Source organism: Pseudomonas sp. LBUM1640 (genome assembly GCF_059716225.1).
This window is the reverse complement of record NZ_CP166816.1, coordinates 4,929,867-4,946,130: the sequence shown is the minus strand read 5'-3', so window position 1 is coordinate 4,946,130 and position 16,264 is coordinate 4,929,867. Positions and strand designations below refer to the sequence as shown.

Here is a 16,264-nt window from a genome sequence, read left to right as displayed (position 1 = left end):
GTGTTTATGGCAGTCAAGGTCCTGGTGGTGGACGATTCGGGTTTCTTCCGCCGCCGCGTCTCGGAAATTCTTTCCGCCGATCCAACCATTCAGGTGGTCGGCACGGCCACTAACGGCAAAGAGGCGATCGATCAGGCCATTGCGTTGAAGCCGGACGTGATCACCATGGACTACGAGATGCCGATGATGGATGGCATCACGGCAGTTCGGCACATCATGCAGCGCTGCCCGACGCCGGTGTTGATGTTCTCCTCGCTGACGCACGAAGGCGCCCGGGTCACCCTGGACGCGCTGGATGCCGGTGCGGTGGACTTCCTGCCGAAGAATTTCGAAGACATCTCGCGCAACCCCGAGAAGGTCAAACAGATGCTGTGCGAGAAAGTGCACAGCATTTCGCGCAGTAACCGTCGCAGCCTGTTCAGTGCGCCGGCGCCTGCGCCGGTGGCAGCGCCTGCTGCGCCCGCCAGTTCCTCGTTCACGCGCCCAGCCCCGGCGCCGGTCCCACGGCCTGCGGTAGCGCCAACGCGCGCGCCGGCACCGAGCGCACATTCGCCTGCGCCCAAGCGCAAAGCCTACAAGCTGGTCGCTATCGGTACGTCTACTGGCGGCCCGGTTGCCCTGCAGCGGGTGTTGACCCAATTGCCGGCCAACTTCCCGGCGCCAATTGTGCTGATCCAGCACATGCCGGCCGCCTTCACCAAGGCCTTCGCCGAGCGCCTGGACAAGCTGTGCCGCATCACCGTCAAGGAAGCCGAGGATGGCGACATCCTGCGTCCTGGCCTGGCGCTGCTGGCGCCAGGCGGCAAGCAGATGATGGTCGATGGCCGTGGCGCGATCAAAATCCTGCCGGGCGACGAGCGTTTGAACTACAAGCCGTGTGTGGACATCACCTTCGGTTCGGCGGCCAAGTCCTACGGCGACAAAGTTCTGGCGGTGGTGCTCACCGGCATGGGCGCCGACGGCCGTGAAGGCGCGCGCCTGCTCAAACAGGGTGGCAGCGCGATCTGGGCCCAGGACGAAGCCAGCTGCGTGATCTATGGCATGCCCATGGCCATCGTCAAGGCTGACCTGGCCGACGCGGTCTACAGCCTGGACGACATAGGTAAACATCTGGTGGAGGCTTGCCTCTGATGGATGTATTGAGCCTGATTGGCATCACCATGGCGTTTGTCGCGATTATCGGCGGCAACTACCTCGAAGGCGGCCACCTCGGCGCCTTGGCCAACGGCCCGGCAGCGCTGATTGTGATTGGCGGCACCGTGGGCGCTGCGTTGCTGCAGGCGCCCATGAGTTCGTTCAAGCGCGCGATGCAAATTCTGGTGTGGATCATTTTTCCGCCGCGCGTTGACCTGCCCGGTGGCATTGACCGCGTGGTCAATTGGAGCCTCACTGCTCGCAAGGAAGGCCTGCTGGGCCTGGAAGGCGTGGCCGATGCCGAACCCGACAGCTACGCGCGCAAAGGCCTGCAATTGCTGGTCGATGGCGCCGAGCCGGAAGCGATTCGCAGCATCCTGGAGGTGGACTTTCTCACCCAGGAAAGCCGCGACATCAACGCCGCCAAAGTCTTTGAAAGCATGGGCGGCTACGCGCCGACCATCGGCATCATCGGTGCGGTGATGGGCTTGATCCACGTGATGGGCAACCTGGCCGACCCGTCGCAGTTGGGCAGCGGCATTGCCGTGGCGTTTGTTGCCACCATCTACGGCGTGGCGAGTGCCAACCTGGTGTTGTTGCCGGTCGCCAGCAAGCTCAAGTCGGTCGCCATGCGCCAATCGCGTTACCGCGAAATGCTGCTGGAAGGCCTGTTGTCGATTGCCGAGGGTGAGAACCCGCGCTCCATCGAATTGAAGCTCCAGGGCTTCATGGATTAATGAACATGGGCATTTACGTGTGGCGAGCGCGCTTGTTGTGGCAGACGCGCTTGTTGTGGCGAGCGAGCTTGCTCGCGCTGGGCTGCGAAGCAGCCCTAATTCAACCAGCGCGTTTCTTCAGACGGAACGCGGCGCCTGGTTTTGGGGCCGCTTCGCGACCCAGCGCGAGCAAGCTCGCTCGCCACAACCACAACCACAACCGCCGTCAGTGTTGTGTTCAGAGAGGTAACTGCCTGTGAGCCGTCGCCGTCGCGAGCCTGAAGAACACGTCAACCATGAACGCTGGCTGGTGTCCTACGCCGACTTCATTACCTTGCTGTTCGCGTTTTTCGTGGTGATGTACTCCATCTCGTCGATCAACGAAGGCAAGTACAAGGTGATTTCCCAGGCGCTGATCGGCGTGTTCAACGACGCCGACCGTGCCCTCAAGCCAATTCCTATCGGCGAAGAGCGGCCCAAGACCGTCACCCCGGCCAAGCCGCTGGTCAACGACAGCGACGAAACCGCCGCCGGCGTGGGCGGCACCAGCGACCCGCTGAAAAGTATTGCCGATGACATCAGTGCCGCGTTTGGCGACCTGATCAAATCCAACCAAATGACCGTGCGCGGCAATGAGTTGTGGGTGGAGATCGAGCTTAACTCCAGCCTGCTGTTCGCCAGCGCCGACGCGATGCCGAGCGACCAGGCATTCACCATCATCGACAAGGTGGCGGCGATCCTCAAGCCGTTTGAAAACCCGATCCACGTGGAAGGCTTTACCGACAATTTGCCAATTGCCACCGCGCAGTACCCGACCAACTGGGAGCTGTCCTCGGCACGTGCCGCGAGCATCGTGCGCATGCTTGCGATGCAGGGTGTGAACCCCGGCCGGCTGGCGTCAGTGGGCTATGGTGAGTTCCAGCCGGTGGCCAATAACGCGACCGCCGAAGGCCGCGCGCGCAACCGTCGCGTGGTGTTGGTGGTGTCGCGCAACCTGGATGTACGCCGCAGCCTGACCGGCACCGGCACGGCCAATGCAACGCCGGATGCGGCACTGAAGCGGGCTGGCACACAAACTGCACCGCCAACCGTTAAGCCGTCGGTTCGTCAGAGTGCCGTCAATTCTCCGTCACCGGCTCAATAACTTTATGCACTGTCTCGGTCGCGCCAACGCCTGCCGGGAGGAACCAACCGAATGAGAGTCTGGGCAGTTGCCAATCAAAAAGGTGGGGTCGGCAAGACCACTACCTCCATCGCCTTAGCCGGCTTGCTGGCCGAGGCGGGCAAGCGTGTGGTCGTGGTCGACCTCGACCCGCATGGCTCGATGACCAGCTATTTCGGCTACGACCCGGATGCGCTGGAACACAGCTGCTACGACCTGTTCCTGCACAAGGGCAGCGTGCCGAGCGATTTGCCTGGGCAACTGCTGCTGCCCACCAGCAACGAAAGCATTTCCCTGCTGCCGTCCAGCACTGCCCTGGCCACCCTTGAGCGCCAGTCGCCGGGGCAGAGCGGCCTGGGCCTGGTGATCGCCAAGACCCTGGCGCAGCTGTGGCAGGACTTCGACTACGCCATTATCGACAGCCCGCCGTTGCTCGGCGTGCTGATGGTCAACGCCTTGGCGGCCAGCCAGCAACTGGTGATCCCGGTGCAGACCGAGCACCTGGCGGTCAAGGGCCTGGAGCGCATGGTCAGCACCCTGGCGATGATCAATCGCTCGCGCAAGCAGGCGCTGCCTTACAGCATCGTGCCGACCCTGTTCGACCGCCGCACCCAGGCGTCTCTCGGCACCTTGCGTGTATTGCGCGACGCCTACCCGGACACGATCTGGAATGGCTACATCCCGGTGGACACGCGCCTGCGTGACGCCAGCCGTGCCGGTCTCACGCCTTCGCAATTCGACGGCAAAAGCCGTGGCGTGCTGGCCTACCGTGCGTTGCTCAAGCATCTGCTGTCGCAGCAGCTTGTGGCGCAGGTGGCGTGATGAACCGTCCCGTTGAACTCAAGACCCGGCCGCAACTGGCACTGGAATCCTACCTGGATGCCTTGCTGCAGGATGCAACCGCAGAGGAACTGCCGGAACCGATTCTGGTACTCGAACCTGCCATAGCAGAACCCGAAAGCACGCTGGATGAATTCCAACTGGCGGTGCTCGAAGAACAAGCCCGCGATGCGCAGGTGGTGCCTGCACCTGTCGTTGTGCCGGTCGCTGCGGTGGTGGTGGCGCCGGTGGTGGTCGAACCGGTGGTGGAAGTCCATCTGCCGCCGAGCATCACGCCGCCGCCCGTGAGCGGCGATGGTCGCCCGTCGTGGGCCGCCGAGCCGTTCGAATGCCTGCTGTTCGACGTCGCCGGGTTGACCCTGGCGGTGCCGCTGGTATGCCTGGGCTCCATCTATTCTTTGGAAGGCCAGGAGCTGACGCCATTGTTCGGGCAACCGGAATGGTTCCTCGGCATCCTGCCCAGTCAGGCCGGTAACCTCAAGGTGCTGGACACCGCGCGCTGGGTGATGCCCGACCGCTACCGCGATGACTTCCGCCAGGGCTTGCAGTACGTGATCTCGGTGCAGGGCTACGAGTGGGGGCTGGCGGTGCATCAAGTCAGCCGCTCGTTGCGCCTGGACCCGAATGAAATCAAATGGCGCAGCCACCGTGGTCAACGGCCATGGCTGGCGGGCACCGTGATTGAACACATGTGCGCGTTGCTTGACGTCGCCGAACTGGCCGAGTTGATCGCCAGCGGCGCGGTCAAGTCGATGGCGCAGAACAAACGCAGTGATTGAACAATAAGGCCCGCATGCGAGTGCGGTCAGCGAAGTACACACGCCGTGTTGAGCGGCATTTGAAGGGGTCCGAGAAATGAACAAGTCAGCAACCGCACAAGGTTTGGTCGATGATCCAATCCTGCAATGGGTAACCTTCAAGCTGGACAATGAGTCCTACGGCATCAACGTGATGCGCGTGCAGGAAGTGCTGCGCTACACCGAGATCGCGCCGGTGCCGGGTGCGCCAAGCTACGTGCTGGGCATCATCAACCTGCGCGGCAACGTGGTGACGGTGATCGACACCCGCCAGCGTTTTGGCCTGGTGCCGACCGAAGTCAACGACAACACCCGTATCGTCATCATCGAAGCCGACAAGCAAGTGGTCGGGATCATGGTCGACAGCGTGGCTGAAGTGGTTTACCTGCGCCAATCGGAAGTGGAAACCGCGCCGAACGTGGGCAACGAAGAATCCGCCAAGTTTATCCAGGGCGTGTGCAACAAGAATGGCGAACTGCTGATTCTGGTTGAGCTGGACAAGATGATGAGCGAAGAAGAATGGCAGGATCTGGAGAGCATCTGATTGTTTTTTGAAGCGGCGGTGATTGTCCTGGCCCTGTTGTGGGCCGGGACGGTGGCGTTCCTGCTGCGCTCTATGCGCCAGCAACGAGAATCGGCCCAGCAACAAGCCGAGCGCGATGCCGTGCGTGACCGGCGCATTCTGGACCTGGTCAAGCGCGTGGATCACTTCCAGCAGAGTGCGGTGAAGGTCGGGGACGAGGTGCATGAACTGCGCGCGATCCTCGGGCCCTTGCCGGACAAGCTGGCGCAGATCGAACAGCGTGACCCCTCAAGCCTGTCATTCGCCCAGGCGGCGAAGCTGGTGGGCATGGGCGCGACGGTGGATGAGCTGACGCAGTCGTGTGGGTTGACCCAGGCTGAGGCGCAGTTGATGAGTAAGTTGCACAAGAGCTGACGTGGGTGGCTGCACCTGTCCGACGTTGTTGGCTGGCTTTTCTGTGGGAGCTGGTTTGTCTGCGATGCGCATAGGTATCTACACATCTTTTTATGGGTTGGGTGCTGTGGTTGTCGTGGGGGGGCGCTGAGGGGCATATCCGTTATTTGGGTGATGGCCGCTATTGGTTCCGCTCTTACAGCGGGTCACTTTTGAAAAGAGCCCAAAAGTAACCAAAAGGCTCTTGCCCCACCACTCGGCACCTCGCTGTGGCTCGGTGTGCCCTCACGCAGGCTTTGGAGCGGGGGCCGCCGCGATGGGCCATCCTTGGCCCAGCGCGGCTAAACCGGCGTCCTGCCGGTTTACCCCCGCTCCAAAGCCTGCGTTCGGCCAGCGTGGTTGACGGGGCGCCTAAGATCAAAATCAAGATCAAGATCTACAGCACGGCGGCCTAGTAGCCGACCTGAGTGGTTAGATCAAAAGCGAAAGCGAGGCGGTGTGTCAGTTGATGCACTTGGTGGCTGACTCACCGCATTCGCGAGCAAGCCCGCTCCCACATTTTGAGCTCAGTACATCAGTTAAATGTGTGTACTCGGTCAAATGTGGGAGCTGGCTTGTCGGACCGCCGAACCGCTGCGAAGGCATCAACTGTGTCTTACTGATGTACCGAGGTGTCTGCATCGCAGGCAAGCCAGCTCCCACAGAAAAGCAGCTCTGCTTCTGATCTGCTTTTGCTTCAACCACTCAGGTCGGCTACTAGGCCGCCGTGCTCTTGCTTTTGATCTTGATCTGACAGGCCCCGTTAACCACGATGGCCGCAAGTAGGCACGGTGGAGCGGGTAAACCGGCAGGGATGCCGGTTTAGCCGCGCTGGGCCAAGGATGGCCCATCGCGGCGACCCGCGGAACCGGGCCGGAGTGCGGGCATGCCGAGCCTTAGCGAGGCACCGAGTGGTGGGGCAAAGACCTTTTGGTTACTTTTGGGGCGTTTGCCAAAAGTGACTCGCTGTAAGAGCGAAACCCTAAGCCGCCGTTACCGCAGCAACGGATATGTACTCAATCTACCCAAACCAAGGTGATGCCATCGCAGGCAAGCCAGCTCCCACAGTTGCCCGAAACCTTGCGGGTCGTGTCACAAGTGCCCTGCATAGGCAGGGCACTTTTGCGTCTTTGTGATGACCAATCCTGCACCTGTAGGACGTTGCACTCACAAGGATGAAGAATGTCTTTCCTCGCGCTCGTTGGAATAAAACCGTCTGGTTTGCGGCCGTCTTGCGCTGCTATCTACGTCCTCATCAGCGCTTTTGCGCTCAGCGGCTGTACCCCCTTTCAACCGCCGCCGCCAGACTTCTCGAAATGGTACAGATCCGGTGTATCCCTTGACGGTGTAAAAACCGCCATGCGTGCCTGTGGGTACACCAACCTGGACGGTGCGGGAGACGCATCGCCCGTCGATATCAGGCTGACGCGCTTCTACTGCATGAAGGATGCGGGCTTCAAACGCAAAGATAAACTCGACCTGTGCAAGACCGGACGCATCAGTGAATCACCGGTGTGCGAAGGCCGCCGTTAACGCTTAATCAAAAGGAAACAGGGATGAACACCACACGCAATGGACGGTACGGCGCCGCTTTGATGCTGGCGCTGGCAGGGCTGGGCGGCTGCGCTTCGTCGATGACCGACGGCCTGGGGCGCACTACCTGGTGAAGGCGACCCTTTGGGCAAATTGTTCGATCCAGTTGGATGAACGTCTGCAGACGGCAAGCAGTGGGACGCTGTAGAACCTGTACCCCAAGGCAAGCTGTCGATGTGCAACGCGATGGATAACTTCTAGCTGAACAACTAATTTGCAACCCCGATGGCTTTTTTCCCTCCGGCAAATGTCCACATCCTTCAAGCACCTTTGAACCCAGGAGATTTCCCCATGACCACCCACAAGGCACTGTTGATCCTGCACGGCAAGCAAGCCCTCAACGAGGACGTGCGCGCCGCCGTGCAGGCCCGGCGTGAACAGGGCTGGGAGCTGGCGGTGCGCGTGACGTGGGAGGGCGGCGACGCCCAGCGCCTGGTCAACGAGGCCTTGGCCGACGGCTATACCCATTTGATTGCCGGCGGCGGCGACGGCACCTTGCGCGATGTGGCCGAGGCCATGGCCTTGGCCAAGACCGACGCCAGCCTGGTGCTGATGCCCCTGGGCACCGCCAATGATTTTGCCAAAGCTGCCGGCGTGCCGCTGCAGCCGGCCGAGGCGCTGGCGCTGTTGGATGTGCCGCCACGGGCCATCGACCTCGGCCAGGCTGGCGGGCAAATATTCCTCAATATGGCCACGGGCGGTTTCGGCAGCCAGGTCACCGCCAACACCTCCGAAGACCTCAAAAAAGTGCTGGGCGGCGCGGCTTACCTGTTCACCGGCCTGACGCGTTTCAGCGAATTGAAGGCGGCGTATGGCGAACTGGAAGGGCCGGGTTTCCATTGGAAAGGCGACTTGCTCGCGCTGGGCATCGGTAACGGCCGCCAGGCGGGCGGTGGGCATGTGCTGTGCCCAGGCGCGTTGGCCGATGATGGCTTGCTGGATATCAGTATCCTGCCGGCGCCTCAGGAAGTGGTCGGTACGTTGCTTACGCTGATGAGCGAGGGCTGGGGCCTGGACAACATGTTTGTGCGCGCGCGCCTGCCCTGGGTTGAGATTAAGGTAGCGGAAGGGCTGTACATCAACTTGGATGGCGAGCCGCTGAAGGGCGATGATTTGCGTTTTGCGGCACTGCCTAAAGCCCTGCGCGTGCACCTTCCGGTGAATTCGCCGCTAGTCGTCCAGGCTGATGATCTGCTCGCGAACGGCGAATAACACCAGGCCCGCCACGTCGAAAATCTGCAGGCGTTTCATGATCTGCGAGCGATGCGCTTCCACGGTCTTGATGCTCAAGCCCAGGCCGTGGGCGATTTCCCGGGTGGATTTGCCGCGCACGATCAGCCGTAGAATTTCCAATTGGCGCGCCGTGAGGTTGTGGCTGTGGGCGGCGGGGGAGGTCGGGCCCTGGCTGCGGATCAACGCCTGGTTGATCACCGTGTGAGCAATCGCCGGGCTCAGGTAACGCTCGTTGTTGCGCAAGGCCAGCAGGGCGTGTTCCAGCTCGTTGGCGGTGGTGTCTTTGAGCAGGTAGCCATGGGCACCGGATTCCAGTGCACGCATGATCAGCTCCGGGTCGGTGTGCATCGACAGGATCAGCACCTTGCTCTTGGGGTAGGCCGCTTTGAGTTGCTGTAAGGCGTCCAGGCCACCCATGTGCTTCATCGACAGGTCCAGCAGCACGATATCCGGTTGCAGGGTGCTGAATTTTTCCAGCAGCTGCGCACCATCGCTGGCCTCGCCGATCACGGTGTAGCCGGGCGTGTCCTGGATCAGCGCGCGTACGCCGGCCCGAATCAGTGCGTGGTCATCCACCAGGAGTAAATTGCAGGTCACTCGAGAACCTTAGGGGAACTGGCCCGTTCGAGGGCGCGGGGCGCCCAGGGGAAAAGCGCGTCGATCCTTGTCCCTTTGCCAGGCTGGCTGTTGACGGACAAAGTGCCCCCCAACTGATCTATCCGCTCGGACATACCGGCCATGCCCCGTTGGCCTTCCAGGCCTGGGTTGATGGCAGGCGAGAAGCCCAGGCCGTCATCGCAGATCATCAGCGACAGGCCTTCGGGCAGGCGTTGCAGGCGTACCAGCAAGTTGTGCGCCTGGGCATGGCGAAGCATGTTGGTCACCGCTTCCTGGGTGATGCGAAAGGCCGCCACGGCCATTTCTTCCGGGATACCGGTCAGCCGTTGCTGGCATTCCAGGCTCCAGTGGATGGGGGTGTTTTCCAAGGTCTTGAGCAGGTGCGCGCGCAGGCTGGCCTCTAAACCCAGGCTGGCCAGCTGTCTTGGGTTGAGAATGGCGGACACGTCGCGCACCTTCGCCAGGGTTTCATTGAGGGTGTTGCACAGCACCGTGCATTGGCTTTGCAGGTCGTCCGGCAGGCGGCGCTTGAGCCATTCGCTTTGCAGCTTGGCGGCGGTGAGCAGTTGGCCGATGTCGTCATGCAATTCGCGGCTGAGGCGATGGCGTTCGTTTTCCTGGACTTGCAGCAAGCGATCGGCCAATTCCTGTGGCTGGAATTTTATCGATTTGCGTGAGCTCCACTGTTGCAGGCCTACCACCAGCAATGTGGCCAGGTTGAGCAGCAGGATCAATAACGGCAGCGGCGCCGAACGGGTGTAGGCCCATAGGCTGACCAGCAATGAGCAAAGGCACAGGGCGAGAACGATGCGACGGGCATTGCTGCGGGACACGGATCTTGCGATGAGTGACTTCAGGCTGGCGTACATAGCGGATGGAGCCAATCAAGGTTCGCTGCGGGAAGACCGGTCACGGCGGCTGACAGGGCTCTGTTTGGAATGCGGTGCCGAAACATATTTTTGTACACAGTGAAGTTGAGTCACTTTGAGCGGGGCATAGTACCACCACTATTACCGTTGGTCGCCTGGCACCTCACTTCCCTGCTTATTAGCCACGCACAAATGCCCTGGGCCCTAATCCCGACATTTAGGAGTCCCAGAGTTCAACGAGTAGGCAGTTGTATTAATTAAGTGGGTTTGTAGAGTTATAGCGCTGATGGCTAATTGATATTGACGTCATTTTTAGCTAACTCACCGATTAAATGCGACCTTACAACGCGTCAAGACGTGTGATGCAGACGCTGCGGAGGTTTATATCCGAAGTCTTTTTGTGGGATCTGCAAGGTGACTGTCGCAATCAATTTAGTTTGCTCGCTTTCATCCAGGGCCAACTCTCCGGTTCGGGTGTCAATCAGTTCCAGTTGCCAAGCCAATAGCGTCAGGCAGTCATGCAAGGCGTTCAATGCCTGGTCATGCAGCTCCATGGGGCTTGCGGCATTGGCAATGAGGTATTGAATGTGCCGAGAAAACTCACTGATCGCCTGCAGGGCCAGGCCTTCGGCCTTTTCCGCCAGTTTGCTCAGGCTGATTTTCATGCAGTCGATGGCGTCGCTGTCGTTGCGAATCAGATGCAAGTGGTTCAAGCACTCTTCTGACTTCGCCAGGAGCATTTCGGCTTCGAGCAAGAACTCTGGAAGAGCGGTTTGCCATTCATTTGCGTTATTCATCATGCAAGTCTCCACAACATAAGGTCGGGTGATGAGATGCCGCACCGGGTGAATGGCGTAAAACTACCGCTGAAATATGACTGCAATCTGTAGCCCCGTTCTGAAATTTCAGTAGGACCGATACTTGAATGATCACAAATGCCGCGCACGTCCCGCCGTATCCGGGGCGACTGCACAACTTCAGTTGCCGCCACGTGAGTCTCTGAAAGACCCGTGGGCCGAGGGCTTGGGATGGCAAACAAAAGCCTGACTCCATTCATGCAATGAGAATGGCGTCACATTAATGGCTATTAGATATCGCGAATATCAGGTTGGGCCTGATTGTGCATAGGGGAATCCCTTACGCAGCGGAACCTCGCGTCGATTTGAAGGTCGCGCGACGTTGCTGTAATGCCGTTTGGAGAGGCTGCTGAAGTAAAGCATGATGTCAGTGTGACATCAATGAATTTACGTGGCATTTTACGGGGGTCAAGGTCTGGCGCTTGCCGCCGATAACTAGCCTTAAGTGAACAGCACAATCCCACATCAGGAGCTTTTAATGGCCGGCATTCTCGACACGGTAGATCAACGCACGCAACTGGTGGGTGAGAATCGCCTGGAGATTCTTATGTTTCGCCTGGCCGGGCGTCAGCTGTTCGCAATCAACGTGTTCAAGGTGCAGGAAGTCTTGCAACTGCCCAAGCTGACCTTGATGCCCCAGCGCCACCCGTTCGTGTGCGGTGTGGTCAACCTGCGTGGTCAGACCTTGCCGGTGATCGACTTGTCCCAAGCTATCGGCATGCGCCCGCTGGTGCCGGGCCCCAACAGTACGATTATCGTCACCGAGTACAACCGTTCGGTGCAGGCGTTTTTGGTGGGCGGCGTGGACCGCATCGTCAACATGAACTGGGAAGCCATCCTGCCGCCACCGGCCAGCGCCGGGCGTCAGCATTACCTCACGGCCATCAGCAAGGTCGATGACCAGTTGGTGGAAATTATCGACGTGGAAAAAGTCCTCGCCGAAATCGTGCCGTACAACGCCAAGGTCTCCCGCGAAAAACTCGAAGACCCGGTGCTGGAGCGCGCCCGTGGCCGCGAAGTGCTGCTGGTGGACGACTCTAATGTGGCCCTGTCGCAACTGCGCGACACCCTCGGGCAGCTCGGCGTGAAGATGCACATCGCCAGTGACGGCCTCAAGGCGCTGAACATGCTCAAGGCGTGGGCCGACAGTGGCCAGGTGATGACCGACAAACTGCTGATGATCTTCACCGACGCCGAAATGCCCGAGATGGACGGCTACCGCCTGACCACCGAAATCCGCAACGACCCGCGCCTGCGTAGCCTGTACGTGGTGTTGCACACCTCGCTGTCGGGCAGCTTCAACGACTCGATGGTCAAGAAGGTCGGTTGCGATAACTTCCTGTCCAAATTCCAGCCCGACAAGCTGGTGGATGTGGTGCGTCAACGCTTGATGCTGGACGAAGTGCCCGCTTGACCTTAGGGTGACGGCTTTGCCCCTCAGGAAAGCAGGCCCATGCTTCGTCTCAGCGCGTTGTACCGTTACCCCTTGAAGTCCGGCAAGGGCGAAGCCTTGCAGCAGATCGGCCTGGATACACTCGGGCTGGGCGGGGATCGACGCTGGATGCTGGTGGATGAAGCCAGCGGGCGCTTTCTCACGCAACGCGCCGTGGCGAAGATGAGCCAGTTGTCGGCGTTGTGGAACAGCACCGGGGGCTTGACCCTGAGCTCACCCGGTTTCGCGCCGCTGGACGTGGCGCTGCCCGGCAGTGATGCCGAGTTGCGCGGCGTGACCATCTGGCGCGACACCTTGCGCGTGCCGGATGCGGGCGACGCGGCGGCGGCCTGGGTCAGCAGTTTTATCGGCAAACCCACGCGGCTGGTGCAGGTGCCGGTGGAACGTGCACGCACCACTCAGGATGGCTACGGCAGGGACGATGATAAGGTCGGGTTCGCCGACGGCTTCCCGCTGCTGCTGATCGGTCAGGCCTCGTTGGACGACCTGTCCCAGCGTATCGGCCGCCCCATGGAAATGCTGCGTTTTCGCCCTAACCTGGTGATTGAAGGCGGCGAAGCTTTCGCCGAAGACGGCTGGAAACGCGTGCGCATCGGCGATGTGGAGTTTCGCGTGGTCAAGTCCTGTTCACGCTGCATCCTCACCACCATCGACCCGGCCAGCGGTGAACGCAGCGCTGACCGCGAACCGTTGACCACCCTAAAGACCTACCGTGAGCAGGACGGCGACGTGATGTTCGGCCAGAACCTGGTCAACGATAGCCCTGGGCGCCTGGAAGTCGGCATGCCGGTGACAATCCTCGAGTAGATTCTTGCGCCCATAAAAAATGCCCGTCTCCTGCGAGACGGGCATTTTTTTCATCGGACGAACGCTTAGCCGCGATATTCGCACAGGTAAGCGGTGTCTACGGCGACCTTCAACTGGAACTTGCTGTTGGCTGGCACGTTGAACTGGCTGCCGGCGGCGAAGGTTTCCCAGTCGGCGTCCGGCAGTTTCACGGTCAGGGCGCCAGACACCACGTGCATGATTTCACGCTGGGCGGTGCCGAATTCGTATTCACCCGGGGCCATTACGCCGATGGTCGCCGGGCCTTCAGCGGTGCCGAAAGCGATCGACTTGACGGTGCCGTCGAAGTATTCGTTGACTTTAAACATGGGTGAATCCTCGGAAAAGGGTCTGCAAAGGTCGGCCAGTATGCCCAAGGCCAGGGGAGCTGCCTAGACCGGTAAAATCAACGGCAGCAGGCGTGCGGTGTTGCGTGCATCCTCCAGCGCGCGGTGTTGCTGGCCGTTGAACTGCATCCCCGCCAATTGCAGGGCGCCGTTAAGCCCCAATGGCTTATCCAGGCGCCGCGCCTTGGCGAAGCGCTGCTTGAGGTTCACATGCGGCGTTTGCGCGAGCGCGCTGGCCAGGCCATGGCGTTGCCATTCGAGCTCAAGCTGCTTGCGGTCGTAGTCACCCCAGCTGGCCCAGCCTTCCAGGCGTGCGTGGTGCTGGCCCAACCAGCGCTCGAACAATGGCCACACCTCGGTCATCGGCGCAGCGCCGTCGATGTTGGCCTGGGTGATATGCGTGAGTTGGCGACAGAAGGGCGTCAGCAATGGCCGACGCAGCGGCCGCACAAAGCGCTGGAAGTGATCCAGCTCGCGGCCCTGGCGGTTTACCAGGCTCGCGCCGATCTCGATGACTTCCATCTCCGTCACGGGCCAGCCGCCTTCATCCGTTGTGGCTTCAAGGTCAATAATCAGCCAATGAGGCATCGTGCAGGTTCCCATGCTCTTCCCTTCCTGATGGGGATAGAGCGTAGCCAAGCCGTGTAGTTCCGCCTAGGCCTTTTCAATCTCCAGTAAAACCTGGCGATTACGCACTTGATCGCCGGCGTTCACCTGTACGCCTTTGATCACCCCATCGATGCCGGCCGTCAGCGGGTGCTCCATTTTCATCGCTTCGAGCACCAGCAGCAGTTGGCCTTTGGTGACGGTGTCACCGGCGCTTACCCGTATATCGACAATGGCGCCGTCCATCGGCGCCTTGACGGTGCCGCTGCCAGCGTCACCCTGGCGGCTGGCGACTTGTTGGGTTTGGTTGATTATCTTCACGCCGGGCAGCCATAGCTGGGTGTCGTCGAGGTGATAGGCGGTGCGACGGCGGATGCCGTTGATGACCACGGTTGCCCAGCGGTCGTCGGTGCTGAGGTGGCTGATGTCGACGCCGTTGGCCTGCAGGTGGTTGTTTTCGAGGACGCTGACGGCGACTTCGTGGGCCTCGTCGTTGATGCCCAGGCGATAGGTCCACGGTGCGTTGGCGTTGTTGCGCCAGCCGGATAAACCTTGGCGGTGGGGGCTGGCGCTGTGGTGATAAAACAGCGCGGCGGCCAGGGCGATCTGTTCGTGTGTCGCGACCTGGCGCGGGATTTCGTTGAAGTGCCTGGCGATAAAGTCGGTGCTGAAATCGCCGTCGACAAAGTCCGGGTGTTTGAGTAGATCGGCGAGCAAGCGCTGATTGGTGGTCACGCCCAGCAACACAGTGTCCTGCACCGCGCGCAGCAGTTTGCGCCGGGCCTCTTCGCGGGTGGCGCCGTGGGCAATGACCTTGCCAAGCATGGCGTCGTAGAACGGGCTGATGCGCTGGCCTTCGAGTACGCCATGGTCAACCCGCACACCCGCGGCGGGCTCCCAGCGCAGCACTTCGCCGGTTTGCGGCACAAAGCCCTGGGCTGGGTCTTCGGCGTACAGGCGTACTTCCATGGCGTGGCCGCTCAGGGTCACGTCGGCTTGTTTGAGTGGCAGGTGCTCGCCGGCGGCGATGTGCAGTTGCCAAGCCACCAGGTCGAGGCCGGTAATCAGCTCGGTGACGGGGTGTTCGACTTGCAGGCGGGTGTTCATTTCCAGGAAGTAGAAGCGGCCGCTGCGGTCGAGCAGGAATTCCACGGTGCCGGCACCCACGTAATTTACGGCGCGCCCGGCCTTGAGGGCGGCTTCGCCCATGGCGTGGCGCAGCTCGGGCGTCATCACGGGGCAGGGGGCTTCTTCGATGACTTTCTGGTGGCGACGCTGGATCGAGCAGTCGCGTTCGCCCAAGTAGATGAGGTTGCCGTGGCTGTCGCCGAACAGTTGGATTTCGACGTGGCGCGGGGCGATCAGGGCTTGTTCCAGGATCAGTTCGTCGCTGCCGAAGGCGTTCATGGCTTCAGAACGGGCGGTGCGCAGTTGGTCGAGCAGTTGGCTGCTGTCGTGGACCAGGCGCATGCCGCGACCGCCGCCGCCGGCGCTGGCTTTGATCATCAGGGGGTAGCCGATGCGCTGGGCCTGTTGGTGCAAGGTGGCGTCGTCTTGCTGGTTGCCTTGGTAGCCGGTGATGCAGGGCACGCCGGCCTCGAGCATGGCGAGTTTGGACAGGCGTTTGCTGCCCATCAGGTTGATGGCTTCTGCGCTGGGGCCGATGAAGGTGATGTTGGCGTGTTGGCAGGCCAGGGCGAAGTCGGGGTTTTCAGAGAGGAAGCCGTAGCCGGGGTGGATAGCGTCGGCGCCGGTGATTTTGGCTGCTTTGAGGATGGCCACGATGTTGAGGTACGACTGCTGGGCTGGGGCGGGGCCGATGTTGATGGCTTCGTCGGCCATTTGCACGTGTAGGGCTTGGGCGTCGGCGTCGCTGTAGATGGCCACGGTTCTGTAGCCCAAGGACTGGGCGGTGCGTTGGATGCGGCAGGCGATTTCGCCGCGGTTGGCTATTAAGATCTTGGTGAAATTGGGCATCTTTTTTTTCCCGTCGGTCGAGTACATATCCATTTCTGCGGTAACGGCCGCTTAGGGTTCCGCTCTTACAGCGGGTCACTTTTGGCAAACGCCCCAAAAGTAACCAAAAGGTCTTTGCCCCACCACTCGGCACCTCGCCTAGGCTCGGTGTGCCCGCACTCCGGCCCGGCTCCGCGGGTCGCCGCGATGGGCCATCCCTGGCCCAGCGCGGCTAAACCGGCATCCCTGCCGGTTTACCCGCTCCACCGTGCCTACTTGCGGCCATCGTGGTTAACGGGGCCT

The 16,264-nt window shown here is 60.9% G+C and carries 17 protein-coding genes; 11 read left to right on the top strand and 6 right to left on the bottom strand.

The features are described 5' to 3' along the window. The first annotated feature begins 6 nt into the window (after positions 1-6). From ACA065_RS21695 to yegS, 9 genes are all read left to right on the top strand, one after another. On the top strand, positions 7-1,131 hold the full coding sequence (locus tag ACA065_RS21695) for a protein-glutamate methylesterase/protein-glutamine glutaminase (RefSeq protein ID WP_497691458.1): 1,125 nt from the start codon (positions 7-9) through the stop codon (positions 1,129-1,131). Continuing rightward, positions 1,131-1,871, top strand: a complete 741-nt coding sequence (locus ACA065_RS21690; RefSeq protein ID WP_497691457.1) for a flagellar motor protein — start codon at positions 1,131-1,133, stop codon at positions 1,869-1,871. The genes ACA065_RS21695 and ACA065_RS21690 overlap by 1 nt, the downstream gene beginning before the upstream one ends. A 235-nt stretch (positions 1,872-2,106) precedes the next feature. After that, positions 2,107-2,994, top strand: a complete 888-nt coding sequence (gene motD, locus ACA065_RS21685) for a flagellar motor protein MotD (protein WP_497691456.1) — start codon at positions 2,107-2,109, stop codon at positions 2,992-2,994. Between the two features lie 51 nt (positions 2,995-3,045). Next, positions 3,046-3,834, top strand: coding sequence for a ParA family protein (locus tag ACA065_RS21680; protein ID WP_497691455.1), 789 nt, complete (start codon positions 3,046-3,048; stop codon positions 3,832-3,834). After that, positions 3,834-4,631: a CheW domain-containing protein gene (locus tag ACA065_RS21675; RefSeq protein ID WP_497691454.1), complete on the top strand. Its 798-nt coding sequence runs from the start codon at positions 3,834-3,836 to the stop codon at positions 4,629-4,631. The genes ACA065_RS21680 and ACA065_RS21675 overlap by 1 nt, the downstream gene beginning before the upstream one ends. A gap of 76 nt (positions 4,632-4,707) precedes the next feature. Then, entirely contained in the window at positions 4,708-5,193 is a 486-nt protein-coding gene (locus tag ACA065_RS21670) for a chemotaxis protein CheW (protein WP_497691453.1), read from the top strand. Continuing rightward, on the top strand, positions 5,194-5,586 hold the full coding sequence (locus tag ACA065_RS21665) for a DUF2802 domain-containing protein (RefSeq protein ID WP_497691452.1): 393 nt from the start codon (positions 5,194-5,196) through the stop codon (positions 5,584-5,586). It begins immediately after the preceding gene. 1,200 nt (positions 5,587-6,786) lie between these two features. Then, positions 6,787-7,137: a hypothetical protein gene (locus tag ACA065_RS21660; protein WP_497691451.1), complete on the top strand. Its 351-nt coding sequence runs from the start codon at positions 6,787-6,789 to the stop codon at positions 7,135-7,137. A gap of 351 nt (positions 7,138-7,488) precedes the next feature. Continuing rightward, entirely contained in the window at positions 7,489-8,409 is a 921-nt protein-coding gene (gene yegS / locus ACA065_RS21655; RefSeq protein ID WP_497691450.1) for a lipid kinase YegS, read from the top strand. On the opposite strand, the gene ACA065_RS21650 is transcribed toward yegS, so the two are convergent. From ACA065_RS21650 to ACA065_RS21640, 3 genes are all read right to left on the bottom strand, one after another. Then, positions 8,368-9,027, bottom strand: a complete 660-nt coding sequence (locus ACA065_RS21650) for a response regulator (protein ID WP_497691449.1) — start codon at positions 9,025-9,027, stop codon at positions 8,368-8,370. The genes yegS and ACA065_RS21650 overlap by 42 nt on opposite strands. Next, positions 9,024-9,917, bottom strand: coding sequence for a sensor histidine kinase (locus tag ACA065_RS21645; RefSeq protein WP_497695398.1), 894 nt, complete (start codon positions 9,915-9,917; stop codon positions 9,024-9,026). Before ACA065_RS21645 ends, ACA065_RS21650 begins: the two co-directional genes overlap by 4 nt. 350 nt (positions 9,918-10,267) lie before the next feature. Continuing rightward, positions 10,268-10,717, bottom strand: coding sequence for a hypothetical protein (locus tag ACA065_RS21640; protein WP_497691448.1), 450 nt, complete (start codon positions 10,715-10,717; stop codon positions 10,268-10,270). 535 nt (positions 10,718-11,252) lie between these two features. Here ACA065_RS21640 and ACA065_RS21635 point away from each other — a divergent pair. Together ACA065_RS21635 and ACA065_RS21630 are read left to right on the top strand one after the other, a co-directional pair. Next, complete coding sequence (locus ACA065_RS21635) at positions 11,253-12,188, top strand: chemotaxis protein CheV (RefSeq protein ID WP_497691447.1); 936 nt, start codon at positions 11,253-11,255, stop codon at positions 12,186-12,188. Between the two features lie 39 nt (positions 12,189-12,227). Then, positions 12,228-13,034, top strand: a complete 807-nt coding sequence (locus ACA065_RS21630) for an MOSC domain-containing protein (RefSeq protein ID WP_497691446.1) — start codon at positions 12,228-12,230, stop codon at positions 13,032-13,034. 65 nt (positions 13,035-13,099) lie between these two features. Here ACA065_RS21630 and ppnP read toward each other — a convergent pair whose 3' ends face one another. The 3 genes from ppnP to ACA065_RS21615 form a co-directional block, all read right to left on the bottom strand. Continuing rightward, a complete protein-coding gene (ppnP, locus tag ACA065_RS21625) occupies positions 13,100-13,381 on the bottom strand; it encodes a pyrimidine/purine nucleoside phosphorylase (RefSeq protein ID WP_106576484.1) in 282 nt (93 codons plus the stop codon). Between the two features lie 63 nt (positions 13,382-13,444). After that, entirely contained in the window at positions 13,445-13,987 is a 543-nt protein-coding gene (locus ACA065_RS21620; RefSeq protein ID WP_497691445.1) for a 3'-5' exonuclease, read from the bottom strand. Positions 13,988-14,053: 66 nt separating this feature from the next. After that, the gene (locus tag ACA065_RS21615; RefSeq protein WP_497691444.1) at positions 14,054-15,982 is read right to left on the bottom strand and encodes an acetyl/propionyl/methylcrotonyl-CoA carboxylase subunit alpha; all 1,929 of its coding nucleotides are present in this window, start codon (positions 15,980-15,982) and stop codon (positions 14,054-14,056) included. Between the last annotated feature and the right edge of the window lie 282 nt (positions 15,983-16,264).

Excerpts from the sequence above, each read along its gene's own strand:
- ACA065_RS21695 (WP_497691458.1), top strand. The coding sequence starts at position 7 with ATGGCAGTCAAGGTCCTGGTGGTGGACGATTCGGGTTTCTTCCGCCGC.
- ACA065_RS21690 (WP_497691457.1), top strand. The coding sequence starts at position 1,131 with ATGGATGTATTGAGCCTGATTGGCATCACCATGGCGTTTGTCGCGATT.
- ACA065_RS21680 (WP_497691455.1), top strand. The coding sequence starts at position 3,046 with ATGAGAGTCTGGGCAGTTGCCAATCAAAAAGGTGGGGTCGGCAAGACC.
- ACA065_RS21675 (WP_497691454.1), top strand. The coding sequence starts at position 3,834 with ATGAACCGTCCCGTTGAACTCAAGACCCGGCCGCAACTGGCACTGGAA.
- ACA065_RS21670 (WP_497691453.1), top strand. The coding sequence starts at position 4,708 with ATGAACAAGTCAGCAACCGCACAAGGTTTGGTCGATGATCCAATCCTG.
- ACA065_RS21660 (WP_497691451.1), top strand. The coding sequence starts at position 6,787 with ATGTCTTTCCTCGCGCTCGTTGGAATAAAACCGTCTGGTTTGCGGCCG.
- yegS (WP_497691450.1), top strand. The coding sequence starts at position 7,489 with ATGACCACCCACAAGGCACTGTTGATCCTGCACGGCAAGCAAGCCCTC.
- ACA065_RS21645 (WP_497695398.1), bottom strand. The coding sequence starts at position 9,917 with ATGTACGCCAGCCTGAAGTCACTCATCGCAAGATCCGTGTCCCGCAGC.
- ACA065_RS21640 (WP_497691448.1), bottom strand. The coding sequence starts at position 10,717 with ATGATGAATAACGCAAATGAATGGCAAACCGCTCTTCCAGAGTTCTTG.
- ACA065_RS21635 (WP_497691447.1), top strand. The coding sequence starts at position 11,253 with ATGGCCGGCATTCTCGACACGGTAGATCAACGCACGCAACTGGTGGGT.
- ACA065_RS21630 (WP_497691446.1), top strand. The coding sequence starts at position 12,228 with ATGCTTCGTCTCAGCGCGTTGTACCGTTACCCCTTGAAGTCCGGCAAG.
- ppnP (WP_106576484.1), bottom strand. The coding sequence starts at position 13,381 with ATGTTTAAAGTCAACGAATACTTCGACGGCACCGTCAAGTCGATCGCT.
- ACA065_RS21620 (WP_497691445.1), bottom strand. The coding sequence starts at position 13,987 with ATGCCTCATTGGCTGATTATTGACCTTGAAGCCACAACGGATGAAGGC.
- ACA065_RS21615 (WP_497691444.1), bottom strand. The coding sequence starts at position 15,982 with ATGCCCAATTTCACCAAGATCTTAATAGCCAACCGCGGCGAAATCGCC.